We start from the raw sequence: 24,188 nt of genomic DNA on the forward strand, positions 1-24,188 counted from the left end.
TCGTAATTTACTCCCCCGATCCAGTAAGGCATGGCTTTCCTGGCACCGGCTGCCGATCGGGGCAGGCCCTACTACATCACGTAGAATGCTTTGGTGCGATCTCCCGAATCTCCCGCCCTGACAATCAGCGGGCTCATCAAGGATGTTGGCCCACTGCCCAGCCTCGACGGCAAAATGCTGCGTGTGGTCAGCGGAGTCTCCCTTGTTGCCGAGCGAGGCCAGGTGACCGCCCTGCTGGGCGCGAACGGAGCCGGCAAAACAACGACCATCGAATGCGCCCAGGGCCTGCAGAAGCGGACCGGCGGCAGCATCAGCCTGCTCGGCCAGGACCCGGACACGGCCGGGGCCGAGCTGCGCGCCCGCGTCGGCGTCATGCTCCAGGACGGCGGCCTGCCGCCGTCGGCCCGCCCGATCCCGCTGCTCAGGCATATCGCCGGCATGTACCAGGACCCGTGGCCGGTGGACGAGCTCGTGGCGCGCCTGGGCATTGACGCTTTCAGCCGGACCTCCGTGCGGCGCCTCTCCGGCGGCCAGAAACAACGCCTGGCCCTGGCCGCAGCCCTGGTGGGCCGGCCCGAGGTGCTCTTCCTCGATGAGCCCAGCGCCGGCCTGGACCCGCAGTCCCGCCAGTTGGTCTTCGAGCTGATCGCCGAACTGCGGGACCGCGGAATGGCCATCGTCCTCACGACCCACCTCATGGACGACGCCCAGCGCCTGGCCGACTACGTGTACATCATCGAAGCCGGCCGGAATGTCGCCGAAGGCACGGTCGCGCAACTGCTGCAGCACGAACTGGCTGCCGCCGGCGAACAGCACATTAGGACGCTGCACTTCGAGGCCGAGCCCGGGCTGGACCTGGCCGGCGTCCTGCCGGCCGACGTCGAAATCCGGGAAACACGCGCCGGGAGCTACAGCGCCACCGGTGCGCTGACGCCCGCCGACCTCGCCGCCGTCACGGCATGGTGGGCGGAACGAGGCATCATGCCCGCCTCGATGAGCCTGGCTGCCCGCAGCCTCGAGGACGTCTTCCTCGACATCTCCGGAAGGGAGACCCGATGAGCTCCGCCCCCGTCACCGCCGGCGCACCGCTGGGCAGTGCGCCCGCTCCCCTGTTGCGCCGGATTCTGCTGCAGGGCAAGTACGAGACCGTGACCATGCTCCGCAACGGCGAGCAACTGATCCTGGCGATCATCCTGCCGCTGCTGGCCCTCGTGGGCCTGACCGTCACTCCCCTGCTGGACGGCCTTGGTTCGAGCCGGGTGAACGTCGCGGTGCCGGGCATCCTGGCCCTGTGCGCCATGTCCACCGCCTTCACCGGGCAGGGAATTTCCACCGGCTTCGACCGGCGCTACGGCGTGCTGCGCTTCCTCTCCACCACACCGCTGGGGCGCGCGGGCCTGATCCTGGGCAAGGTGCTCGCCGTGCTTGCGGTGCTGCTACTGCAGGTGCTGGTGGTCTCCGCGGTCGCCCTGCCACTGGGCTGGCGGCCTTCGCTGCCGGGACTACTGCCCGGGCTGGTACTGCTGGTCCTTGGCGCGGCGGCCTTCACCGCCCTGGGCCTGCTCGTGGCGGGCACGGTCCGGCCCGAGGCCACCCTGGCGATCACCAACCTGCTGTGGATCCTGCTCGGCGCCCTTGGCGGCATCGTCATTCCGGCCGAACGCCTCCCGGCCCTCGCCCAGGCGATCGTGCACTTCCTTCCCTCCGGCGCGCTGGGCCAGGCGCTGCGGGACGCTTTCCTGCACGGCAGCGTCAATTTTGCCGCCGTCTTTGTCCTGCTGCTCTGGACGGCGATCGCCGGCTTCGCAGCAACCCGTTGGTTCAAGTGGAATTGAGAAAACTGTGAGTACGGCGTCCCGCCCTTCCCGGATCGTGTCCAGGATTTCCTCCCGGCTGCCCGTCACCGTCGACAAGACGGTCCGCCGGCTGGCCGTGCTGTCCCTGATCGGCCAGATCGTGCTGGTGGTGACCGGCGGAGCGGTCCGCCTCACTGCCTCCGGCCTGGGCTGCCCCACCTGGCCGCGCTGCACCGACGGCTCGCTGGTGAATACCCCGGAAATGGGTATCCACGGCATCATCGAATTCGGCAACAGGACCCTGACCTTCGCCCTGGCCGCCGTCGCCGTCGCGATGCTGGTTTTCCTGTGGAACCTGCGCAAGGAACGCCGTGACCTCTTCGGGTTGGCCCTCGGCCTGTTGGCGAGCATCCCGGCCCAGGCCGTGATTGGCGGCATCACCGTGCTCACCCAGTTGAACCCCTGGGTGGTGGGCCTGCACTTCCTCGTCTCGATGGCGCTGGTGGTCCTCGCGACCCTGCTCGTCAACCGGGCCTACGGCAGGACCGGAAAGTTCCGCACGCGTGAGCTCCCCGTGCTGCCGGGCGCCGCCCGTCCGGTGCTGACCGCCACAGCCCTGATCTCCGCCGTCGCTGTGTGCCTCGGCGTCGTGGTCACCGGTGCCGGCCCGCACGCCGGCGACGCGAATGCGCCGCGCAACAACCTGGACTGGGACCTGTTCTCACACATCCACGCCGTCCCCGCCTACCTGGTAACCGCCGGGGCCCTGTTCGGCGTCTTCCTGGTGGTCCGCGGCCGCATCACGGGCCTGTTCCGCAGCGCCGTGTTCATGCTCCTTGGCGTCACCGTGCTGCAGGCGGTCATCGGCTTCACGCAGTACTACAACGGCATCCCCGCGCTGCTGGTCGGCGCCCACATGCTCGGCGCGGCCCTGCTGATGGCCGCGTCCACCAATGCCGCGGACATCGCCCGCAGCAGCCCGGTTAACTAGCCCAGTCAACTAGGCCGGGCAGGAACCCGGACTAGCGGCGCCGCCCGCGCCCCAAACAGAAGAACCCCGGTCCGTTTGGACCGGGGTTCTCTTGTCATGCCCGGGCGGAACGCCCCGTGGTCGGCTGCCTAGCCGCCGACGATGGCGGATCCGATGAACGGGTCGACAGCCAGTGCGATGAAGAGCAGGGTGAGGTAGCTGATCGATCCGTGGAAGACCTTCATGGCGCCCTTGTTGGAGACGTCCCCGGCCTGCGCGCGCTTGTAGAGGGCGTGCGACTCGTACAGGAACCAGGCACCGGCAGCCACTGCGGTGACGGTGTAAACCCAGCCGGCCCCGCCGACCGGGATCAGCAGCAGCGAGCAGGCAACCATGGCCCACGCGTAGAGCACCACCTGCACCGACACAACCTTGGCGCCGGCGATTGCGCCCAGCATCGGCACGTTGGCGTTGCGGTAGTCCTCGCCGTAGCGCATGGACAGCGGCCAGTAGTGCGGCGGCGTCCACAGGAAAATCACCATGAAGAGGACGACGGCGGGCCATTCCACCGTATTGGTCACGGCGGCCCAGGCGATCAGCACCGGGAAGCAGCCCGCGGCGCCGCCCCAGACGATGTTCTGCGCGGTACGGCGCTTGAGGATCATGGTGTAGATCACCACATAGAACACGATGGCGCCGAGCCCCAGCCAGGCCGAAAGCGGGTTGGCGCCGAACCAGAGGATCGCGATCGCGGCTGCACCGAGGAGCCAGGAGAACACGAGGGCTTCGCGCGGCGTGACCTCGCCGGTAACCAGCGGCCGGTTCTCCGTCCGGTGCATCAGTTTGTCGATGTCCCGGTCGATGTAGCAGTTGAAGGAACCGGCGCTGCCGGCGGCAAAGGCTCCGCCCACGAGTGTCGCCAGGATCAGGCCCAGGGACGGGAATCCGCGCTCGGCGTAAATCATGGTGGGCAGGGTGCTGACCAGCAGGAGTTCGATGACCCGGGGTTTCGTGAGCGCCAGGTAGGCCTTGGCTTTGCGGCCGAAACCGATTCGGCCCGGGGCCGGGGAGGCGTTTAGCGGCGTATCTGTTGTGCTCACGGTGGCAGTCACTCTGTTCTGTCTGGCTGTTCAGTCCGGCTGGTCGTCGCAGTACGTCCTAGATCCGGCGCACTGCGTTCGGAGGGGGTCCACGCGCAGTGCACAGGCATGTCCTCGCCCCCGTTGGTAGCCACGCACCATCATACCGTGGCAGCACCGGCGTCCCGGTACTCCCGGAAGCCGCTGGAATCCGCCCGGAGTCCTGCCGGAATTCCGGCAGGTTAACGAAGACTCACAGCCGCTGCGCCGCGCGGTGATTCATATATGCCCAAAATCAGGTCCAATTCGTGAGATGTACGCTGCCCGGCAGGTGGAATGGGGCTAAGCTGTCAGACAGATCAGCACGCACGGGCGGCTGCCCTCCAACGGCGCTCCCTGCCTCTGCGCATGCGACTGAATGATAGATCAACGTTTCGATGGTGAACGGCTGGTACGAACCGCAGCGGGCACCGAACTGTGCCCCGGCGGACAGCTCCCAGAGGGAAAACCCGTACCGCCGGCCGTCAGCACAGAGAGGGGCCCGGTTTTCGTGCCACATTTGGAAGAGCAAGAACTGTCATGGACCAGCGTGGACCAGCGTGCCGTGGACACCGTCCGCATACTTGCGGCGGATGCGGTGGAGAAGGTCGGCAACGGCCACCCAGGCACGGCCATGAGCCTCGCGCCGGCCGCGTACCTGCTCTTCCAGAAGTTGATGCGCCACGATCCGGCGAACCCGGAGTGGCTGGGCCGCGACCGGTTCATCCTCTCCCCCGGCCACACGTCCCTGACGCTTTACATCCAGCTCTTCCTCTCCGGCTACGGCCTGGAGCTGAAGGACCTTGAGTCGCTGCGCACCTGGGGTTCGCTGACCCCGGGCCACCCGGAATACAAGCACACCAAGGGCGTGGAGATCACCACCGGCCCGCTCGGCCAGGGTCTGGCATCCGCCGTCGGCTTCGCGTACTCGCAGCGCCGTACGCGCGGATTGTTCGACGCGGACGCCGCCGAGGGCACCAGCCCGTTCGATCACACCATCTGGGTGATCGCCTCCGACGGCGACCTGCAGGAAGGCGTCACGTCCGAAGCCTCCTCGCTCGCCGGCCACCAGGAGCTGGGGAACCTCGTGGTGATTTACGACGAGAACCACATCAGCATCGAGGACGACACTGACGTGGCGTTCACCGAGGACGTCCTGGCCCGCTACGAGRCCTACGGCTGGCACACCCAGCGCGTCGACTGGACCCGCACCGGCGAGTACAAGGAGGACGTGGCCGAACTGCACGCCGCCCTGCTCGCCGCGAAGGCCGAGACGTCCAAGCCCTCCATCATCTCGCTGCGCACCATCATCGGCTGGCCGGCGCCGAAGAAGCAGAACACCGGCAAGATCCACGGCTCGGCCCTGGGCGCCGAGGAAGTCGCGGGCCTGAAGAAGGTCCTCGGCTTCGACCCGGAGCGCAGCTTCCAGGTCGACGACGAGGTCCTGGCCCACACCCGCGAGGCGCAGGCCCGCGGCGCCGCGGCCCGGACCGAGTGGCAGGAATCCTTCGACGCCTGGCAGTCGGCCAACCCCGAGGCGGCCGCCCTGCTCGAGCGCGTCGAAGCGCGGAAGCTCCCGGCCGAACTCGACGCCGCCCTCCCGGTCTTCGAGGCCGGCAAGGACGTCTCCACCCGCGCCGCGTCCGGCAAGGTCCTGAACGCCATCGGCCCGGTCATGCCCGAACTCTGGGGCGGCTCCGCCGACCTCGCCGAGTCCAACAACACCACCATCGAAGGCTCACCCTCGTTCATCCCCGCGTCCCGGCAGACCGAGGCGTGGAAGGGCAACCCCTACGGCCGGGTGCTGCACTTCGGCATCCGCGAGCACGCCGCCGCGTCGATCGTGAACGGCATCAGCCTCGCCGGGGCAACCCGCGCGTTCTCCGGCACGTTCCTGATCTTCTCGGACTACCAGCGCCCCGCGATCCGGCTCGGCGCCCTGATGGGCGTCCCGTCCCTCTACGTCTGGACGCACGACTCGATCGGCCTCGGCGAGGACGGCCCGACCCACCAGCCGGTGGAGCAGCTCGCCTCGCTCCGGGCTATCCCGGGCCTGGACGTGGTCCGCCCCGGCGACGCCAACGAGGTCGCCGCGGCCTGGAAGGTCATGCTCGAAAACCACGAAAACCCGGCCGGCATCGTGCTGACCCGGCAGAACATCCCCACCTACGCCCGCGGCACCGGCGACGCCGAGGGAGACACCTTCGCCTCGACCGTCGGCGTGGCACGCGGCGGCTATGTCCTCGCCGAAGCTTCCGCCAACGGTGAGAGCACCGACGCGCAGGTCATCCTGATCGGCACCGGTTCCGAGGTCCAGCTCGCCGTAGAGGCCCGCGAGGCCCTGCAGGCCGAAGGCATCCCCACCCGGGTTGTCTCCATGCCGTGCGTGGAATGGTTCAACAAGCAGGACGCCGCCTACCGCGACGCCGTGCTCCCCGCCGGCGTCAAGGCCCGCGTCTCGGTCGAAGCCGGGCTCGCCCTGGGCTGGAAGGAATTCGTCGGCGACGCCGGCCGCTCCATCAGCCTCGAGCACTTCGGCGCCTCGGCCGACTACAAGCGGCTCTTCCAGGAATTCGGAATCACCGCCGAAGCCGTGGCCGCCGCCGCCAAGGAATCCCTCGCCGGCCTCACGGCCTGAGACCCAACTTCACGCTTTCCGGGCCGCCGCCCCACCGACGGCGGCGGCCCCAGACTTCAGGAGTCACACATGAACACCACCCCCACGCAACAGCTTTCCGACGCCGGCGTTTCCATCTGGCTCGATGACCTCTCCCGCGGCCGCCTCGCCACCGGCACGCTGCGCAAACTGATCGAAGAGAAGAACGTCGTCGGCGTCACCACCAACCCGAGCATCTTCCACGCCGCCATCACGGCCGGCACCGACTACGACGCCAAGATCAAGGAAATGGCGGCCGCCGGCGCCAGCGTCGAGGAGACCGTCTTCGCGATCACCACCACCGACGTCGCCGACGCCTGCGAGCTGTTCGCCCCGGTGGCTGCAGCCACGAACGGCGTCGACGGCCGCGTCTCGATCGAGGTAGACCCGCGCCTCGCCTGGGACACCGCCGGCACCATCACCGAAGCCAAGGAACTCTACGGCCAGGTCAACAAGGACAACGTCCTGATCAAGATCCCCGCCACGCTCGAAGGCCTTGAGGCGATCACCGCCACGCTGGCCAGCGGCATCAGCGTCAACGTGACGCTTATCTTCTCGCTCGAGCGCTACCGCGCCGTGATCAACGCCTTCCAGAGCGGACTCGAGCAGGCCAAGGAAAACGGCCACGACCTGTCCAAGATCCACTCGGTGGCGTCCTTCTTCGTCTCCCGCGTGGACACGGAAATCGACAAGCGACTGGACGCGATCGGCACCGATGAAGCCAAGGCACTCAAGGGCAAGGCCGGCCTGGCCAACGCCCGCCTGGCGTACCAGGTCTACCAGGAGCTGTTCTCCACCGAGCGCTGGGCCCTGCTTGCCGAAGCCGGCGCGCGGCCGCAGCGCCCGCTCTGGGCGTCCACCGGCGTCAAGGATCCGGCCTACCCGGACACCCTGTACGTGACCGAACTCGTCGCCCCCGGCGTCGTCAACACCATGCCGGAAAAGACCCTGGACGCCACCTACGACCACGGCGCCATCACCGGAGACACGATCACCCGCGGCTACGACGATGCGAACGCGACCCTCAACGCCCTCGATGCCCTCGGCATTTCCTACAACGAAGTCGTCGCCCTGCTCGAGTCCGAAGGCCTCGACAAGTTTGTGGCAAGCTGGAAGGAACTGCTGGCCGACGTCGAGGTCGCCCTCGCCGCTGCACGGAAGGACGCATAGTCCCCCATGACCACTCTCAGCTACGACGCCACGGGCGCCGCCCGCCAGGCCCATGAACAGCACCTGCCCGCCCTGCTGGAGGAACGGGTCGCCACCCGGATCTTCGCCAAGGATGCCACCCTGTGGGGTCCGGACGCCGAAGCCGAGGCCGCGGTCCGGCTCGGCTGGGTGGAAGCCGCCACCGTTTCCCAGCCGCTGGTAGCCGACATCCTGGCCCTCCGGGACGCCCTCCGCGCCGAGGGTGTGACCCGGATTGTCCTGTGCGGCATGGGTGGTTCCTCGCTGGCCCCCGAGGTCATCGCCGGAACTGCCGGCGTCGAGCTGACGGTGCTGGACAGCACCGACCCCGAGCAGGTTGCCGCCGCCCTCGCCGACCGCCTCGCGGAGACGGCCATCGTGGTCTCCTCGAAGTCGGGTTCCACGCTGGAGACCGACTCTCAGCGCCGCGTCTTCGAGCATGCCTTCACCGAGGCGGACCTGGACGCGAAGAGCCGGATCGTCATCGTCACGGACCCGGGCTCCCCGCTGGACAAGGCCTCCCGCGAGGCCGGCTACCGGGCGGTCTTCAACGCCGACCCCAATGTCGGCGGCCGCTACTCCGCGCTGACCGCCTTCGGGCTGGTGCCGTGCGGACTCGCCGGCGTGGACATCCAGGCCTTCCTGGACGAAGCCGAGGAAACGGCCGAGATCCTCAACGACGACAGCGAGGAGAACATCGGCCTCGCCCTCGGCGCCGCGCTGGGCGGCACCAACCCGCTGCGCGACAAGATCGTCATCGCCGAGGACGGCTCCGGGATCGCAGGGTTCGCTGACTGGGCGGAACAGCTCATTGCCGAATCCACCGGCAAGCTCGGCACCGGCGTGCTGCCGGTCGTCGCGGGCCCGGACGCGCCGGAGGTCACCGGCGGCGCCGCTGACGTGCTGGTGGTCCGGCTGGTGGCAGCCGACGCCGACGTCGAACTCGGCGAAAACGAGGCTGCCATCGCCGGCGGCCTCGCCGCGCAAATGATGACCTGGGAATTCGCCACCGCCGTCGCGGGGCGGCTGCTCGGTATCAACCCCTTCGACCAGCCCGACGTCGAGGCCGCCAAGGTGGCTGCGCGCGGACTGCTGGACGCGCAGCCCGAACCGACCCCGGCCAACTTCACCGATGGCGCGATCGAGGTCCGCGGCGGCAGCTGGCTGGACGGCTCGGGTACCGCGGCCGAAGCGGTCAGCGCGTTGCTGGGCCAGCTCGGCCAGGACGGCTACCTCAGCGTCCAGGCCTACTTCGACCGGCTCAACTACGCACCGCTGGAGGGCATCCGGGACGAACTCGCCGCCCTCAGCGGCCGCCCTGTCACCTTCGGCTGGGGCCCGAGGTTCCTGCACTCCACCGGCCAGTTCCACAAGGGCGGACCGGCCATCGGGGTGTTCCTGCAAATCACGGCAGCGTCCGCCACGGATCTCGGCATCCCGGACCGTCCGTTCACCTTTGGCGAGCTCATCTCGGCGCAGGCCGCCGGTGACGCGCAGGTCCTTGGCGAACATGGTCGGCCGGTGCTCCGGCTCCACCTCACGGACCGTGCCGCCGGCGTCCGCCAGCTGCGGCAGCTCGTTTCCTCGCTGGCCGGCCCTTCAACCGCCGGCAGCACCGCGTCCTCCACCGAAAGCTAAGGCACCACAGCAACCATGCCACTCTCGCAAAACGGCGGCCCTAAGCCCGCGGGCCGGGGGCGCAATCCGCTCCGCGACCCGCGGGACCGCCGACTGAACCGCATCGCCGGCCCCTCCTCACTGGTGCTCTTCGGCGTTACCGGTGACCTCGCCCGTAAGAAACTCATGCCGGCCGTCTATGACCTGGCCAACCGCGGGCTCCTGCCCCCGAGCTTCGCGCTCGTCGGCTTCGCCCGGCGGCAGTGGGAGAACGAGGACTTTGCCGCCGAGGTTAAGGAATCGGTCAAGAACTACGCCCGGACACCGTTCGACGAAACGGTGTGGAAGCAGCTCTCCGAGGGCATCCGCTTCGTTCAGGGCGAGTTCGACGACGACGACGCATTCGAACGGCTGAGCGAGACCATCGACGAGCTCGACGAACAGCGCGGAACCCGGGGCAACCACGCTTTCTACCTGTCGATCCCGCCGAAGGCTTTCGAACTCGTCTGCCGGCAGCTCTCCAAGCACGGCCTCGCGCAGGCGGAGGGCGACAAGTGGCGCCGCGTCGTGATCGAGAAGCCGTTCGGGCACGACCTGGAGTCCGCCCGCCAGCTCAACGACATTGTTGAGTCGGTCTTCCCGCCGGACGCCGTATTCCGGATCGACCACTACCTCGGTAAGGAAACGGTCCAGAACATCCTGGCGCTGCGCTTCGCGAACCAGCTGTTCGAACCGTTGTGGAACGCCAACTACGTGGACCACGTCCAGATCACCATGGCGGAAGATATCGGCACGGGCGGCCGGGCCGGTTACTACGACGGCGTGGGCGCTGCCCGCGACGTCATCCAGAACCACCTGCTGCAGCTGCTCGCGTTGACCGCCATGGAAGAGCCGATCTCCTTCAACGCGGACGACCTCCGCGCCGAAAAGGAAAAGGTCCTCGCTGCCGTCCGGTTGCCGGAGGACCTGTCCATGCACTCGGCGCGCGGGCAGTTCGCCGGCGGCTGGCAGGGCGGCGAGCAGGTCCAGGGCTACCTGGAGGAGGAGGGCATCCCCGCCGACTCCACCACCGAGACGTTCGCCGCCATCCGGGTGGACATCAACACCCGGCGTTGGAGCGGCGTGCCGTTCTACCTGCGGGCCGGCAAGCGGCTGGGACGGCGCGTGACGGAGATCGCCGTCGTCTTCAAGCGCGCTCCCAACCTGCTCTTCCGCGACCACGGTGAGGACGACTTCGGCCAGAACGCGGTGGTCATCCGGGTGCAGCCCGATGAGGGCGCCACGATCCGCTTCGGTTCCAAGGTTCCCGGCACCCAGATGGAAGTCCGCGACGTAACGATGGACTTCGGCTACGGCCACTCGTTCACGGAGTCCAGTCCCGAGGCCTACGAACGGCTCATCCTGGACGTGCTGCTGGGCGAGCCCCCGCTGTTCCCGCGGCACCAGGAAGTGGAGCTCTCCTGGAAGATCCTGGACCCGTTCGAGGACTACTGGGCGAGCCTGAAGGAACAGCCGGAGCCCTACGCCCCGGGAAGCTGGGGTCCCGCCTCCGCCGATGAACTGCTCGCCCGCGACGGACGCACCTGGAGAAGGCCATGATTGTAGATCTTCCCGACACAACAACCTCCAAGATCTCGAAGAAGATCATGGCGCTGCGCGAGCAGGGCGGTGTGATCGCCCTGGGCCGCGTGCTGACCCTCGTGGTGGTGACCAAGTCCGGCCTCGAAGAGGAAGCCATCGAGGCCGCCAACGAAGCCAGCCGGGAGCACCCCTGCCGGATCATCGTCCTGGCCGACGCCGGCGCCTCCGCGCCTACCAGGCTGGACGCCCAGATCCGTGTGGGCGGCGACGCCGGCGCTTCCGAGGTCATCCTGCTCCGCGGCTACGGCGAACTCGCGGAGGAGAGCGAGTCCCTGGTGGCCGCGCTGCTCCTTCCGGACGCCCCGATCGTGGCCTGGTGGCCGCACGGCGCGCCCCGGAATGCCTGCGAGACGTCCATCGGACGGATCGCGCACCGCCGCATCACCGACTCCGCGAATGAGCCGGACCCGCTGGCTGCCCTGGACAACCTCCGCAGCACCTACAAAGCCGGCGACACGGACCTGGCCTGGACCCGCCTGACCAACTGGCGGATCCAGTTGGCCGCCGTCCTCGACCAGGTGGATTCGTCACCGGTCACCGCCGTCGCCGTCGAGGGCGCCTCCGACTCCCCCAGCACCATCCTGCTCGCGGCGTGGCTGACACTGGCGCTGGACGCTCCGGTGACGATCGTTGCCGATCCGGCCGGCACGGGGATCCGGCGGGTGCGGTTGTCCCGCACCGGGGGCGACGTGCAGCTGTTCCGGCCCGGGCTGACCGTGGCCGAACTGACCCAGCCGGGCCAGCCGGCGCAGCGCATTTCCCTGCCGCGCCGCAGCCTCAAGGACTGCCTGGCCGAGGAGCTCCGGCGCCTGGACCCGGACGAAGTCTTCGGCGAAGTGATTACTATTGGACTGCCCCGTACCAACCTAAGGAGTGTCCGTCCCAGTGAGCGCTGACCCCAGAGTAAGCATCCATCCTGACTCGACCGTCCTGATGGCGGCGATCGCGGCACGCCTGATCACCAAGCTCGTCGACATCCAGGACAAGCACGGCGAGGCCACTGTGGTGCTTACCGGCGGGACGATGGGGATCGGCTCGCTCCGGGCCGTTGCCGAGTCGCCGGCCGCCCCGGCCGTGGACTGGTCCAAGGTGAACTTCTGGTGGGGCGATGAGCGCTTCGTCGGCGCCGACGACGCCGACCGGAACGCCCGCCAGGCGCACGAGGCACTTCTTTCGCACATCGACGTCGACCCCGCGCGGGTCCACGTCCCCGGCTCGTCGGATGACTTCGGCACCCCCGAGGAGGCGGCGGCGGACTACGCCCGGCGGCTCGCCGAGGCGGCCGCGGCCGAGCACGCAGCCGACATGTCCGATGACCGTCCGGAGGAGCCCGCCAGCCTGCCGCGGCTGGACATTGTGCTGCTGGGCGTCGGCCCGGACGCCCATGTGGCCTCGCTGTTCCCCGAGCAGGCCGGGATCCGGGAGAAGGAGCTGACCGTCGTCGGCGTCCGCAACTCCCCCAAGCCGCCGCCGGCCCGGCTGTCACTCACGCTGCCGACGATCAACACCGCCAACGAGGTGTGGATGGTGGTGGCCGGCGATGACAAGGCCGGCGCGGTGGGACTGGCCCTGGCCGGTGCCAACCCTGTGCAGGTGCCGGCGGCAGGACCGCGGGGTCGGTTCCAGACGCTGTGGCTGATCGACGAGGACGCAGCCTCACGCGTCCCCGAGCAGCTCGTCCGGAAGGGCGCGTCGGGCGCGTAGCCGTTCCAGCGCTCCAGCCAGCACGTCTTCGGCGTCTTGGCTGGAGCGCCGTTCTTTAACGTATTCGAGGTGGCTCTTGAACCCCTCGACGGGCTCGTCCTCCAGCGCGAACCGGGCTTCGTCCCGGGTGGCTGGAGCGCCGCAGCGGCGGCAGTCCCACACCCCGGGGATTTGCTCCTCCGGAAGCTTGGCGAAGACGAGGGCGGTTTCGTGGCCCTTCGCGCAGCGGTAGGTGACACAGACCCGGGGTGGCGCAGCGCCGCCGTCGAGGGGCTCGTGACGGGCCGGGGCTCCGGCGATGGCACCGACGCGGATGCCCCTAAATCCGGAAGCAGAATGCAGCATCGGGAACTCCTGGCTACTCGCTGGTGGATTGGTTCTTGCCAGCGACAGTGTAGTTCGGAGTTCCCGATGCGAGGGAGGGCCGCAAGGCCCCTATGGAGTTTTGGAAAAGCCGGGTATTAGGAGTCGGCGCCGGTGCTGAAGCGCATCAGCAGACCGAGGGCGATGATGACGACGCCCCAGGTGACTCCGAGGATGATCGTGAAGCGGTTGAGGTTCCGCTCGGCCACGCCCGAGGAGCTGAGTCCGGAGCTCATGCCGCCGCCGAACATGTCGGACAGACCGCCGCCGCGTCCCTTGTGAAGCAGGATGAGCAGGGTCAGCAGCAGGCTGGTGATGCCCAGCAGCACCTGGAGAATGACATGAAGAACGTCCACGACGGCCTTTCAGAAGATGGGGATTGCGGGGGCCAAAGCTGTGTCCGGACTAATCCGTCAGCAGGTGACTCTCGAACCTGACAATATTAGCAAACTCGGCAGCGTCAAGGCTGGCACCGCCGACCAGCAATCCGTCGACGTCGCGTTCCTTGAGGATCGAGGCGGCGTTGTTGGCCTTGACCGAACCGCCGTAGAGCAGCCGCGTCTTGGCGGCGACCGAGGCGTCGAAGAGGGTGGCCAGCTCGGCGCGGATCGCAGCGCACATTTCCTGGGCGTCCTCCGGGCCGGCGACTTCACCGGTGCCGATGGCCCAGACGGGTTCGTAGGCAACCACCAGCTCGGCTGCCTGCTCGGCGGTGAGGCCTTCGACGCCGGCGCGGAGCTGGGCCAGCGTGTGCTCCACGTGCGTGCCCGCCTGGCGGACTTCGAGCCCTTCGCCGACGCAGAGCACCGGGGTGATGCCGTGGCGGAAGGCCGCCTTGGTCTTGGCGTTAAGGACCGCGTCGGACTCATTGTGGATGGTGCGGCGTTCGCTGTGTCCCACCAGCACGTACCGGCAGCCGAGCTTGGCGAGGAATTGCCCGGAGATGTCGCCGGTGTAGGCGCCGGAGTCGAACTGCGACAGGTCCTGGCCGCCGTAGGCGACGTCCAGTTCGTCGCCCTGGACGAGGGTCTGCACGCCGCGGAGATCGGTGAACGGCGGGAACACGGCGACCTCCACCCGGCTGTAGTCGTGCTTGGCATCGGACAGGGTCCAGGCCAGCTTCTGCAGGAGGGTGATGCCCTGGACGTGGTCCATGTTCATCTTCCAGTTGCCCGCGATGAAGGGCTTGCGGTCGAACTTGCCGTTGGTTGACGTTGTCACGTGATCTCCAAAAGATTCGTAGCAGTGAAAGAGCCGGCAGGGCGCCCGTTTTGCGGGCGGGCGCCCTGCCGGCTGGTGGTTCTAGCGGTCCAGCACGCTCAGGCCGGGAAGGTCCTTGCCTTCGAGGTATTCCAGGCTGGCGCCGCCGCCGGTGGAAATGTGCCCGAACTGGTCGTCGGCGAAGCCGAGGGTACGCACCGCCGCGGCCGAGTCACCGCCGCCAACAACCGTGAACGCGGAGGTCTCGGTGAGCGCCTGGGCCACGGCCCGGGTGCCGCCGGCGAAGGCGGGGAACTCGAAGACGCCCATCGGACCGTTCCAGAACACCGTTTTGGCGCCCTTGATCCGTTCGGCGAACGCGGCTGCCGAATCCGGTCCGATGTCCAGGCCGATGCCGGAGGTGCCGAAGCGGCTGGACTCGATGGCGTCCGCTGCTACCGTCTGGTGCTCGGCGTCGGCGGCGAACTTGCTGGCCACCACCACGTCGGTGGGGACAACGAACTCGGTGCCTGCGTCAGCGGCGCGCTTGAGGTAGTCCTGGACGACGGGGATTTGGTCCTCTTCGAGCAGGCTGCCGGCGACCTTGTGGCCGGCAGCGGCGAGGAAGGTGAACAGCATGCCGCCACCTACCAAAATGGTGTCCGCCTTGCCGATCAGGTTCGCGATCACGGCGAGCTTGTCCGAGACCTTGGAGCCGCCGAGCACGACGACGTAGGGCCGCTGGGTGTCGGTGGTCAGCTTGCGCAGCACCTCCACCTCGGTGCGGACCAGGTCGCCCTGGTACGACGGGAGCCGGGTGGCGACGTCGTACACGCTGGCGTGCTTGCGGTGCACGGCACCGAAGGCATCGTCGACAAAGGCGCCGTGGTCGCCGGTCAGGGCGACCAGTTCGTCTGCGAAGGCGCCGCGTTCGGCGTCGTCCTTGGACGTTTCGCGGGCGTCGAAGCGCACGTTTTCAAGGACCAGGGCTTCGCCGTCCTGCAGTGCTGCAGCGGCCGTCCGGGCGGCTCCGCCGACTGTGTCGTCCGCGAGGGATACCTTGAAGGACGCGAGTTCGGCCAGGCGCGCCACGGCGGGCTTGAGCGAGTACTTCTCCTCCGGGGCGCCCTTGGGGCGGCCGAGGTGTGCCGTGACCAGCACGCGGGCACCGGCGTCCGTCAGCTTCGACAGCACTGGCAGGGAGGCCTTGATCCGGCCGTCGTCAGTGACTGTAGAGCCGTCGAGCGGCACGTTCAGGTCACTTCTGACCAGAACGTACCGCCCGCGGACACCATCAGCGATCAGTTCGTCGAGGGTGTGGAATGTCATGGGTCTTACCCTAGCCCAGCTTCGACGCGACGAGCTCCGTGAGGTCGACGAGGCGGTTGGAGTAGCCCCACTCGTTGTCATACCAGGAAACAACCTTGACCTGGTTGCCGATCACCTTGGTGAGGCCGGAGTCGAAGATGGACGACGCCGGGTCCCCGACGATGTCCGAGGACACGATCGGCTCGTCGGTGTAGGTCAGCAGGCCCTTGAGCTCTTCCGACTCGGAGGCGGCCTTGAGGGCGGCGTTCACTTCCTCGACGGTGGTCTCGCGGGAGACGGTCACGGTGAGGTCGGTGGCGGAGCCGGTGGGGACGGGGACGCGGATGGCGTAGCCGTCGAGCTTGCCCTTGAGCTCCGGCAGGACCAGGCCGATCGCCTTGGCGGCGCCGGTGGAGGTCGGGACCATGTTGATGGCGGCGGCGCGGGCGCGGCGGAGGTCCTTGTGCGGGCCGTCCTGCAGGTTCTGGTCCGCGGTGTAGGCGTGGATGGTGGTCATCAGGCCGCGCTCGATGCCGAACGCGTCGTTGACGACCTTGGCCAGCGGGCCGAGGCAGTTGGTGGTGCAGGAGGCGTTGGAGATGATGTTGTGCGCGGCGTTGTCGTAGAGGCCGTCGTTGACGCCCATCACGATCGTGATGTCCTCGTCGGAGGCGGGGGCGGAGATCAGGACCTTCTTGGCGCCGGCGTCGATGTGCTTCTGCGCATCTGCGGCCTTGGTGAAGAAACCGGTGGACTCGATCACGATGTCGACACCCAGCTCGCCCCACGGCAGCTTGGCGGGGTCACGCTCGGCGAGGACCTTGACGGTCTTGCCGTCGACGACGATGTTGCCGTCCTTGACCTCGATGGTTTCGGCCAGGCGGCCGCCGACCGAGTCGTACTTGAAGAGGTGTGCGAGGGCTTCCGGGCTGGTGAGGTCGTTGACTGCAACGATCTCGAGGTCTGCTCCCTGGGCCAGGGCGGCGCGGAAGTAGTTGCGGCCGATGCGGCCGAAGCCGTTGATACCAATACGTGTCGTCACGTTTTCAGTCTCCTTGGTGCTCTATCAAGCACGACTAGTTGAGTAGGCGTTCAAGCCAACTAACAGATCCCGCACGCCATTGGGCAGAGATGATTACCAGATCGGAGGGCGACCAGCCACGTTGCTGAAGGCTAACCGCCTTCCGTGATCCATCTTACGTTTAAGTTGGCCCGCCCCCGCAAGTGCGGGGGCGGGCTGTCCACGTTTCGGGACCAACGGCCCGAAATGTGAGCTTTGTTACATCCAGGTTACTGCTTGGCGGCCTTCCGGCCGGGCAGTCCCTAGAGGGTGATGAGGCCCGTGGCGTTCTTGCGGGCGGCGTCGAAGCGCTTGGCGACGTCGGCCCAGTTCACGATGTTCCAGAAAGCCTTGACATAGTCGGCCTTGACGTTGACGTAGTCCAGGTAGAAGGCGTGCTCCCACATGTCGAGCATCAGCAGCGGGGTGGTGCCCAGCGCGACGTTGCCCTGCTGATCGTAGAGCTGCTCGATGACGAGGTTGCCGCCGATGGGCTCGTAGGCCAGGAAGCCCCAGCCGGAGCCCTGCAGGCCCAGGGCCGCGGCGCTGAACTGGGCGCGGAAGGCGTCGAAGGAGCCGAAGGCGTCGTCGATCGCGGCCGCGAGTTCGCCCTCGGGCTTGTCGCCGCCGTCCGGGGAAAGGTTCTTCCAGAACACGGAGTGGTTGATGTGGCCGCCTGTGTGGAACGCGAGGTCCTTGGAGAGGCGGTTGATGTTGGCGAAGTCGCCCTTTTCGCGTGCCTCGGCCAGCTGGGCCAGCGCGTTGTTGGCGCCGGCAACGTAGGTGGCGTGGTGTTTGCTGTGGTGCAGCTCCATGATCTTCGCGGAGATGTGGGGCTCCAGCGCAGCGTAGTCGTAGTCAAGTTCGGGCAGTACGTACTCGGTCACAAAATCCTCCAATGTCGTGGACGGGTTCGTCCGGTTTTGCTAACTCTCGGATTGTGCATCCGGATGGTTGGACACCCGGAAGTCTATGGATGCGGATCCAGTGGGCATAGCCCCCGGTCCGGCTGAGGTATTCCCGGCGCCGGCTACTCGTCCAGCATTTCCGGCGTCACGTTCGCTTCGGTGCCGGGGATGCCGAGGTCCTGGGCCCGCTTGTCCGCCATCGCCAGGAGGCGGCGGATCCGGCCGGCGATGGCGTCTTTGGTCATCACCGGGTCGGCGAGCCGGCCGAGTTCGTCCAGGCTGGCCTGCTTGTGGGCGACGCGGAGTTCGCCGGCATATTTGAGGTGGTCCGGGACGTCGTCGCCGAGGATCTCCAGGGCCCGGTCCACCCGGGCGCCGGCGGCTACGGCGGCCTGCGCCGAGCGGCGCAGGTTGGCGTCGTCGAAGTTGGCCAGCCGGTTGGCGGTGGCGCGGACCTCCTTGCGCATCCGCCGCTCCTCCCAGACCATGAGCGCATCGTGTGCGCCCATCCGGGTCAGCAGCGCCGCGATGGTGTCGCCGTCGCGGATTACCACGCGGTCCACTCCCCTGACTTCACGGGCCTTGGCCTGGATGCCGAGGCGGCGCGCGGCGCCGACCAGCGCGAGGGCTGATTCGGGGCCGGGGCAGGTGACTTCCATCGCGGACGAGCGGCCCGGCTCGGTGAGCGAGCCGTGGGCCAGGAACGCGCCGCGCCAGACGGCCTCGGCGTCGGCGGCGGAGCCGTTGACCACCACGGAGGGCAGGCCCCGGACGGGGCGGCCGCGCGCATCCAGCAGGCCGGTTTGCCGGGCGAGGGCTTCCCCGTCGCGGACCACCCGCACCACGTAGCGGCTGCCGCGGCGCAGTCCGCCGCCGGAGACGACGATGATCTCGCTTTGGTGCCCGTAGACCTCGGCGATCGCCGCGCGGAGCCGGCGGGCGGTCGAGGCGAGGTCCACCTCGGCCTCGATCACGATGCGTCCGGAGATGATGTGCAGTCCCCCCGCGAAGCGGAGCATGGCGGACACTTCAGCCTTGCGGACCGAGGACTTCTTGATGTCCAGCCGGGAAAGTTCTTCCTTGACTGATGCTGTCAGTGCCATGGCACCTTTCCTACCTGTTCCCGAAAATGTCGTGGTACGCCGTTGCCAGGCGCAGCGGGTCGTGGATCGGCCGGCGGCTCGACGCCCCTACTTTACCCAAGACCACCTCTGCTCCGAGCATCCCGGCCGCCTGCTTGAAATCCGTGAGGTCCGGTACCGAGGCGGGGTCGGCGAGGATGACGTCGACGCTGAAGTCCGGCGCGTAGTCGCGCAGCACGCGCAGGTGGTCCGCGGCGGACATGCCGAGGGTCTCCTTGGTGTCCGTGGCGAGGTTCATCGTGAGGCAGCGCCGCGCCTCGGTCTTGCACAACGCGTCGCGCATCTCTGGCAGCAGCAGGTGCGGCAGCACCGAGGTGTACCAGGAGCCGGGCCCGAGGACCACCCAGTCGGCGAGCTCAATGGCGGTCAGTGCCTCGACGCAGGCCGGGGCCGATTCGGGCAGCAGCCGCACGGCTTCGAGGGTTCCCGCCACGGCGCACTTGGCCTGCCCGCTGACGGTCTGCAGTTCGGTCGTGCCGTCCGGCAAGCCGACCCGCACCTCACCTTCGATGGTGAGCGGGGTGGTGGACATCGGCAGGACCTGGCCCCGGGCGCCGAGCAGCGCTCCTGCCCATTGCAGTCCGACGACGGCGTCGCCCAGCAGTTCCCACAGCGTGACGATCAGCAGGTTGCCCATGGCGTGTTCGTCGAGCGAACCGCCGGGGCCCTTGCCGGGTTTGAAGCGGTGCTGCATGACATCGCGCCAGGTCCGGCCCCAGTCCGTGTCGTCGCAGAGCGCGGACAGGGCCATCCGGAGGTCCCCCGGGGGCAGCACGCCGTACTCGTCGCGCAGCCGCCCGGAGGAGCCGCCGTCGTCCGCGACAGTGACGATGGCGGTCAGTTCCGAGGTGAGCAGGCGCAGGGCCGAGAGCGAGGCGGAGAGGCCGTGGCCGCCGCCGAGGGCGACCACGGAGGGGCCTTTGTCCTGCTGGCCGGCGGAGGCCGCGCTGGCGGCCGGCACCAGGGGCAGCGGCCCGGTGAGGAGCGCCATTACTCGCGGCCCAGATCCCGGTGGGTGGTGGTGACGGTGACTCGGGGGTACTGTGCCAGCCGCCGCGACAGTTCCACTGCCACCGCGACGGAACGGTGCTTGCCGCCGGTGCACCCGACGGCGATGGTCGCGTAGTGCTTGTTCTCGCGCCGGTAGCCGTCCAGGACGGGTTCGAGCGCAAGTACGTAGCGTTCCACGAAGTTGCTGACGCCCTCCGCCTCGAGCACGTAGTCGCTGACGTCCTTGTCCAGGCCGGTGTGCGGGCGCAGCTGCGGCACCCAGTGCGGGTTCGGGATGAATCGGGCGTCGGCGACGAAGTTGGCGTCCACCGGCAGCCCGTATTTGAAGCCGAAGCTCATCACGTTCAGCCGCAGCGCCACCGGGCCGGTTTCGCTGAACAGTTCGGTGATGGCGGTCGCGAGGCCGTGGACGTTGAGCGTCGAGGTGTCCAGCACGATGTCCGCGGATTCGCGGAGTTCGTGCAACAAGTCGCGTTCCGCGGCGATACCGTCGAGGATCCTGCCGCCGCCCTGCAGCGGGTGCGGGCGCCGGCCCTGCTCGAAGCGGCGGACCAGGACGTCGTCGCTGGCGTCCAGGAACAGCACCCGGAACGTGACCCCACTGGCCTCAAGGTTGCGCAGCGCGGTGCGGATGTCCGCGAAGAGGTCCTTGCTGCGGACGTCCACGACGACGGCGAGTTTGGAAATGGAGCCCGGCGCGTGGGAGACCAGCTCCGCGAGCGTCCCGAGCATCTGCGGCGGCAGGTTGTCCACGACGTACCAGCCGTGGTCCTCGAGGGCGTCGGAGGCGGTGCTCCGGCCGGCGCCGGACATCCCGGTCACCACGAGCAGTTCCGCCTCGATCGGCTTGACGGGGGTCAAGCCGTCCGCCTCCATGCCGGATCCTGCCGTTGACTCTGTCATCCGTGGTGCCCCATCTCTGCTGTTTGCTCTGCCATCAGGGCACCGCGCGCAGCAGTTTCGTGCCGGCTGCGCGCCGTACCTCAGCTCCTTACCCTAGCTAAGATTGCCGGCCCTAGCTAAGTTTCGAGGATTTCGCCGGTCGTCATGTTGATGGCGGGAGCAGCGGGCTCTTCCGCGCCGTCCTCGGCGTTGAAATGCCGCACGATGGCGCCGGCGAGGGCCGGCCCGACCCCCTTGGCTGCGGTCAGCTCCTCCACCGTCGCGGCCTTGATGCTTTTCACCGAGCCGAACTGGTTCAGGAGCGCCTTGCGCTTCGAGTCGCCAAGGCCGGGCACGCCGTCGAGGGCGGAGACGGTCATCGCCTTGCCGCGCTTTTGCCGGTGGAAGGAAATGGCGAAGCGGTGCGCCTCGTCGCGGATCCGCTGCAGCAGGTAGAGCCCGGCCGAGGCGCGCGGCAGGATGACCGGGAAGTCGCTGTCCGGCAGCCAGACCTCTTCGAGCCGCTTGGCGAGTCCCACCACGTAGACGTCCTGGATGCCGAGCTCTGCCAGGGCCTTCGCTGCGGCGTTGACCTGGGGCTTGCCGCCGTCGACGACGACGAGGTTGGGCGGGTAGGCGAACTTCGTCCGCGGCGCCGGCGTCGTGGTGTCCGATACGGGGGTGTCGGCCACGGCGGCCGCCTGGGCGGCGGCCAGGGGGCTTGAATTGTCGGCCGTCTTCTCGGCCTGTTCCTGCAGATAGTTCCGGAAGCGGCGCGTCAGGACGTCATGCATCGCGGCCGTGTCGTCGTTGGCAGCCGCTCCGGTGACCGAGAATTTCCGGTAGTCGGATTTCTTCGGCAGTCCGTCTTCGACCACCACCATGGAGCCGACCACGTTGGTGCCCTGGATGTGCGAGATGTCGAAGCATTCGATCCGCATCAGCGCGTCCGGAAGATCCAGGGCCTCCTGCAGTTCCTGCAGCGCCTGGGAACGCATGGTGATGTCGCCGGCCCGGCGTGACTTATGGAGCTTGAGGGCGTGTTCGGCGTTGTCCCGGACCGTGGATAGCAGGGTGGCCTTGTCCCCGCGCTGCGGGACGCGGATGTCCACCCGGGCGCCGCGCAGGCCGCTGAGCCATTGGGCGAGCTCGGCGGCGTTGCTGGGCTCGGCCGGAACCAGCACCTCGCGGGGCATCCGGCCCTGGCTTTCGCCTTCTTCGCCGTAGACCTGCTGGAGCAGGTGTTCGACAAGGTCGGGCGTGGTGGAGTCCTCGACCTTTTCCACCACCCAGCCGCGCTGGCCGCGGATCCGGCCGCCGCGGACGTGGAAGACCTGCACGGCGGCTTCGAGCTCGTCCTCGTGCAGGGCGAACACGTCGGCGTCGGTGTCTTCGGCCAGAACGACGGCGTTGCGCTCGAAGACTTTCTTCAGCGCGATGATGTCATCGCGTACCCGGGCGGCGCGTTCGTAGTCGAGTTCGGCGACGGCGGCGGCCATGTCCTTCTCCAGCCGGGAGACGAAGCGTTTGGCTTCGCCGCCCATGAAGGCGCAGAAGTCTTCGGCCAAGGCGCGGTGGTCCTCCGCGGAGATGCGGCCGACGCAGGGCGCGGCGCACTTGTCGATGTAGCCGAGGAGGCACGGCCGGCCGCTGGCTTCGGCGCGTTTGAGGACGCCGGGGCTGCAGCTGCGGACCGGGAAGACCCGCAGCAGGGTGTCCATGGTGTCGCGGATGGCGCCGGCTGTGTACGGGCCGAAGTACCGGGTGCCCTTGCGCCGTTCGCCGCGCAGGACCTGTACCCGGGGGTACTTCTCCCCCATGGTGACGGCCAGGTAGGGGTAGGACTTGTCGTCGCGGAACATGACGTTGAACCGCGGCTTGAATTCTTTGATCCAGGTGTATTCGAGCTGCAGGGATTCCAGCTCGCTGCCGACGACGGTCCATTCCACGCTGCTGGCGGTGTGCACCATCGCGTAGGTCTTGGGCAGCAGGCCTGCGGGGTTGGCAAAGTAGGAGTTCAGCCGGGAGCGGAGGTTCTTGGCCTTGCCGACGTAAATGACCCGGCCGTGCGGGTCGCGGAACCGGTATACACCCGGGTTGGTCGGGATCTCCCCCGTCTGGGGGCGGTAACTAGCTGGATTTGCCACTAGTCCATTCTACTGAGCCGGCCGGTACGGATCCGACCGTACCGGCCCGCGGCGCGCCCGGGCGGCACGCCCGGACTACTCGACGCTCTTGCTCTGGTTGTACGTGGTGGCCCTCTGCTGCCCGCTGAGTTCCGCGATGGCGTCCATGATCCGGTCGGTGACCTGGCGCCGCGCCGGCAGCGAGTGATCCGGGCCGGTCTTGTCGAAGTAGAGCGGCTCGCCCACCTTCATGGTGAAGTGCTGCGGGGTGATCTTGTTGCTGTCCGCGGGCTGCAGGTTTTCGGTGCCGATCAGTCCCACCGGGATCACCGGGGCGCCCGTGGTCAGGGCCAGCCAGCCGACGCCGGTGCGGCCGCGGTACAGGATGCCGTCGCGGGAGCGGGTGCCCTCCGGGTAGATGCCCACGCCCTTGCCGGCGTCGAGGATCTCCAGCAGCGTCTTCAAGGCCTGCACGCTGGCTGCCTGCTCGCCGCGCTCCACCGGGATGGAACCCACGGCCTCGAAGAAAGACTTCATGACCTTGCCCTTGATGCCGCCGGTGGTGAAATACTCCGCCTTCGCGAAGAACGCCACGGGCCGCGGCATGAGGGCCTGGACAATCACACTGTCCAGGAAGGAGAGGTGGTTCGGCGCCACGATGAACGGGCCGCTCTTCGGCACGTTCTCGAGTCCGACGACCGTGGGGCGGCAGGTCGAACTGACCAGCCCCCGCGTGGTCCAGCGGATCGCGTCAAACATTGCCATCGGTGTGCACCTCGTTCAGGGTCTGCAGGGTGTCGGCACGGACGGCGTCCAGCCTGACAATAGTTTCGTGGAGGGCGGAGGTGCTGTGCACCACCGCCGCTGCGCCCGCATCGCGGAGTTCGCCGTCGAGCGCAAAACCCCAGCCTACCCCGATGCATTCCAGGCCGTTGGCCGCCGCTCCGGCGACATCCTGCGCCCGGTCCCCCACCATGACGGCGTCCCCGGTTCCAAGATCTGCCAGCGCGGCCGCGATGATCCCGGCCTTTCCGGCCGGTCCGGAGGCGACGGCGGACTCGTCGGCCGCGGAACCGCGGATGGCGCGGAACAGTCCGGCGAGGCCGTGGTGTTCCAGGACGATTCGGGCAAGGTGCTCGGGCTTTTGGGTGGCGACGGCAATCGGCCGCCCCGCGTGGACGTAGGACTCAAGCAGTGCACGGACACCCTCGTAGACGCGGCCCTGCGCGATGCCGGTGGAGAGGTAGTGGGCGCGGTAGATCCGGATCGCGTCGTCCAGCAACTCAACCGGGACGCCGGCGATGTCCACGAGCGAATGGCTGAGCTTGGGACCGATCATCGCGTTCAGCCGTTCACGCCCGGGCACGGCAAGCCCGAGTTCCCTCAGGGCCACGGCAACCCCTCCGGAGATGCCGTCGGCCGGATCGACAAGAGTGCCGTCCAGGTCAAAGATCACGGGCACGGTTGTCTGGGTCACCGGCTTAGTTTCTCACGGCGG

General features: G+C 68.2%; 22 protein-coding genes. 9 read left to right on the forward strand and 13 right to left on the reverse strand.

The features are described from left to right. Window positions 1-93 precede the first annotated feature (93 nt). The 3 genes from AC1DK9_RS07130 to AC1DK9_RS07140 are packed head-to-tail and all read left to right on the forward strand — an operon-like array spanning window position 94 to window position 2,787. Window positions 94-1,059 carry an ABC transporter ATP-binding protein gene (locus AC1DK9_RS07130; protein WP_476860736.1) on the forward strand — a complete coding sequence of 322 codons (966 nt, stop codon included), beginning with the start codon at window positions 94-96 and terminating at the stop codon, window positions 1,057-1,059. Beyond that, window positions 1,056-1,835 (forward strand): ABC transporter permease, encoded by a 780-nt coding sequence (locus tag AC1DK9_RS07135; protein ID WP_476915449.1) that lies wholly within the window; start codon window positions 1,056-1,058, stop codon window positions 1,833-1,835. Before AC1DK9_RS07130 ends, AC1DK9_RS07135 begins: the two co-directional genes overlap by 4 nt. A 7-nt stretch (window positions 1,836-1,842) precedes the next feature. Then, window positions 1,843-2,787: a COX15/CtaA family protein gene (locus AC1DK9_RS07140; protein ID WP_476860738.1), complete on the forward strand. Its 945-nt coding sequence runs from the start codon at window positions 1,843-1,845 to the stop codon at window positions 2,785-2,787. Window positions 2,788-2,915: 128 nt separating this feature from the next. Here AC1DK9_RS07140 and AC1DK9_RS07145 read toward each other — a convergent pair whose 3' ends face one another. Next, window positions 2,916-3,878, reverse strand: a complete 963-nt coding sequence (locus AC1DK9_RS07145) for a heme o synthase (protein WP_476860739.1) — start codon at window positions 3,876-3,878, stop codon at window positions 2,916-2,918. 526 nt (window positions 3,879-4,404) lie between these two features. Here AC1DK9_RS07145 and tkt point away from each other — a divergent pair. The 6 genes from tkt to pgl all read left to right on the forward strand — a co-directional run bounded on the left by tkt (window position 4,405) and on the right by pgl (window position 12,690). Beyond that, window positions 4,405-6,522 carry a transketolase gene (tkt, locus tag AC1DK9_RS07150; protein WP_476915629.1) on the forward strand — a complete coding sequence of 706 codons (2,118 nt, stop codon included), beginning with the start codon at window positions 4,405-4,407 and terminating at the stop codon, window positions 6,520-6,522. A gap of 69 nt (window positions 6,523-6,591) precedes the next feature. Next, a complete protein-coding gene (gene tal / locus AC1DK9_RS07155; protein ID WP_476860741.1) occupies window positions 6,592-7,710 on the forward strand; it encodes a transaldolase in 1,119 nt (372 codons plus the stop codon). A gap of 6 nt (window positions 7,711-7,716) precedes the next feature. Beyond that, complete coding sequence (locus AC1DK9_RS07160; RefSeq protein WP_476915450.1) at window positions 7,717-9,366, forward strand: glucose-6-phosphate isomerase; 1,650 nt, start codon at window positions 7,717-7,719, stop codon at window positions 9,364-9,366. Between the two features lie 15 nt (window positions 9,367-9,381). Further along, entirely contained in the window at window positions 9,382-10,944 is a 1,563-nt protein-coding gene (gene zwf, locus AC1DK9_RS07165; RefSeq protein ID WP_476860743.1) for a glucose-6-phosphate dehydrogenase, read from the forward strand. Next, complete coding sequence (locus tag AC1DK9_RS07170) at window positions 10,941-11,882, forward strand: glucose-6-phosphate dehydrogenase assembly protein OpcA (protein WP_476860744.1); 942 nt, start codon at window positions 10,941-10,943, stop codon at window positions 11,880-11,882. Before zwf ends, AC1DK9_RS07170 begins: the two co-directional genes overlap by 4 nt. Beyond that, window positions 11,872-12,690, forward strand: a complete 819-nt coding sequence (gene pgl / locus AC1DK9_RS07175; protein ID WP_476860745.1) for a 6-phosphogluconolactonase — start codon at window positions 11,872-11,874, stop codon at window positions 12,688-12,690. Before AC1DK9_RS07170 ends, pgl begins: the two co-directional genes overlap by 11 nt. On the opposite strand, the gene AC1DK9_RS07180 is transcribed toward pgl, so the two are convergent. The 12 genes from AC1DK9_RS07180 to AC1DK9_RS07235 form a co-directional block, all read right to left on the reverse strand. Then, window positions 12,643-13,035 carry an RNA polymerase-binding protein RbpA gene (locus tag AC1DK9_RS07180; protein ID WP_476860746.1) on the reverse strand — a complete coding sequence of 131 codons (393 nt, stop codon included), beginning with the start codon at window positions 13,033-13,035 and terminating at the stop codon, window positions 12,643-12,645. The genes pgl and AC1DK9_RS07180 overlap by 48 nt on opposite strands. 116 nt (window positions 13,036-13,151) lie before the next feature. Next, the gene (secG, locus tag AC1DK9_RS07185; RefSeq protein WP_120950437.1) at window positions 13,152-13,409 is read right to left on the reverse strand and encodes a preprotein translocase subunit SecG; all 258 of its coding nucleotides are present in this window, start codon (window positions 13,407-13,409) and stop codon (window positions 13,152-13,154) included. 49 nt (window positions 13,410-13,458) lie between these two features. After that, a complete protein-coding gene (gene tpiA, locus AC1DK9_RS07190; protein ID WP_476860748.1) occupies window positions 13,459-14,274 on the reverse strand; it encodes a triose-phosphate isomerase in 816 nt (271 codons plus the stop codon). An 81-nt stretch (window positions 14,275-14,355) separates the two neighbouring features. Then, window positions 14,356-15,582, reverse strand: coding sequence for a phosphoglycerate kinase (locus tag AC1DK9_RS07195; protein ID WP_476915451.1), 1,227 nt, complete (start codon window positions 15,580-15,582; stop codon window positions 14,356-14,358). 10 nt (window positions 15,583-15,592) lie between these two features. After that, a complete protein-coding gene (gene gap / locus AC1DK9_RS07200) occupies window positions 15,593-16,603 on the reverse strand; it encodes a type I glyceraldehyde-3-phosphate dehydrogenase (RefSeq protein WP_476915452.1) in 1,011 nt (336 codons plus the stop codon). A gap of 281 nt (window positions 16,604-16,884) precedes the next feature. Continuing rightward, window positions 16,885-17,508, reverse strand: a complete 624-nt coding sequence (locus AC1DK9_RS07205) for a superoxide dismutase (RefSeq protein ID WP_175323312.1) — start codon at window positions 17,506-17,508, stop codon at window positions 16,885-16,887. Between the two features lie 143 nt (window positions 17,509-17,651). Next, window positions 17,652-18,632 (reverse strand): DNA-binding protein WhiA, encoded by a 981-nt coding sequence (whiA, locus tag AC1DK9_RS07210; RefSeq protein ID WP_066438143.1) that lies wholly within the window; start codon window positions 18,630-18,632, stop codon window positions 17,652-17,654. A gap of 10 nt (window positions 18,633-18,642) precedes the next feature. Beyond that, a complete protein-coding gene (locus AC1DK9_RS07215) occupies window positions 18,643-19,662 on the reverse strand; it encodes a gluconeogenesis factor YvcK family protein (RefSeq protein ID WP_476860751.1) in 1,020 nt (339 codons plus the stop codon). Further along, a complete protein-coding gene (gene rapZ, locus AC1DK9_RS07220; RefSeq protein ID WP_476860752.1) occupies window positions 19,662-20,585 on the reverse strand; it encodes an RNase adapter RapZ in 924 nt (307 codons plus the stop codon). The genes AC1DK9_RS07215 and rapZ overlap by 1 nt, the downstream gene beginning before the upstream one ends. Before the next feature lie 116 nt (window positions 20,586-20,701). Further along, the gene (uvrC, locus tag AC1DK9_RS07225) at window positions 20,702-22,711 is read right to left on the reverse strand and encodes an excinuclease ABC subunit UvrC (protein ID WP_476860753.1); all 2,010 of its coding nucleotides are present in this window, start codon (window positions 22,709-22,711) and stop codon (window positions 20,702-20,704) included. 75 nt (window positions 22,712-22,786) lie between these two features. Beyond that, on the reverse strand, window positions 22,787-23,455 hold the full coding sequence (locus AC1DK9_RS07230) for a lysophospholipid acyltransferase family protein (protein ID WP_476860754.1): 669 nt from the start codon (window positions 23,453-23,455) through the stop codon (window positions 22,787-22,789). Further along, the gene (locus tag AC1DK9_RS07235; RefSeq protein WP_476915453.1) at window positions 23,442-24,167 is read right to left on the reverse strand and encodes an HAD hydrolase-like protein; all 726 of its coding nucleotides are present in this window, start codon (window positions 24,165-24,167) and stop codon (window positions 23,442-23,444) included. The genes AC1DK9_RS07230 and AC1DK9_RS07235 overlap by 14 nt, the downstream gene beginning before the upstream one ends. Window positions 24,168-24,188 lie beyond the last annotated feature (21 nt).

The sequence above is a fragment of the Arthrobacter sp. 01T414 genome (assembly GCF_056398965.1).